Raw genomic sequence first — 398 nt, 5'->3', positions numbered from 1 at the left:
GGAGTGTCCGTGGCGACCGTCTCGCACGTCCTCAACGGCACCCGGCCGGTCCTGCCCCACACCCGCCAGGCCGTGCTGGACGCCGTCGACGAGCTCGGCTACACCCCCAACACCCTCGCCCGCTCCCTGGTGACCTCCCGCACCCGCTCCATCGGGCTCGCGGTGTCGGCGATCAGCAATCCGTACTTCACCGAAATCCTCCAGGGCGTCGAGGCGGGCGCGCTGGCACACGGCTACAGCCTGCTCATCGCCGACCCGCACGACGATCCGGCCCATGAGCGCAAGGTCGTCCAACTGCTGCACGAGAGGCGGGTGGACGGCCTGATCATCGCCCCCTCGGCAGACCCGCACGAACTCCTCGCGTACCTCGCCCGCCATCGGGTTCCTACGGTGTTTCT

1 protein-coding gene is annotated in these 398 nt (G+C 69.6%); it reads left to right on the top strand.

Annotation, left to right across the window (positions count from 1 at the left end; translation table 11 throughout):
• On the top strand, window positions 1-398 hold a 398-nt coding region (locus tag EHS43_RS45990; RefSeq protein ID WP_148104405.1), incomplete at both ends, for a LacI family DNA-binding transcriptional regulator.

Origin of the sequence: Streptomyces sp. RP5T (genome assembly GCF_003933965.1) — a bacterium.
In the GTDB taxonomy this organism is placed as follows: domain Bacteria; phylum Actinomycetota; class Actinomycetes; order Streptomycetales; family Streptomycetaceae; genus Streptomyces.
Note: the sequence above shows the minus strand (reverse complement) of the source record. Positions and strands in the feature narration are given on the sequence as shown.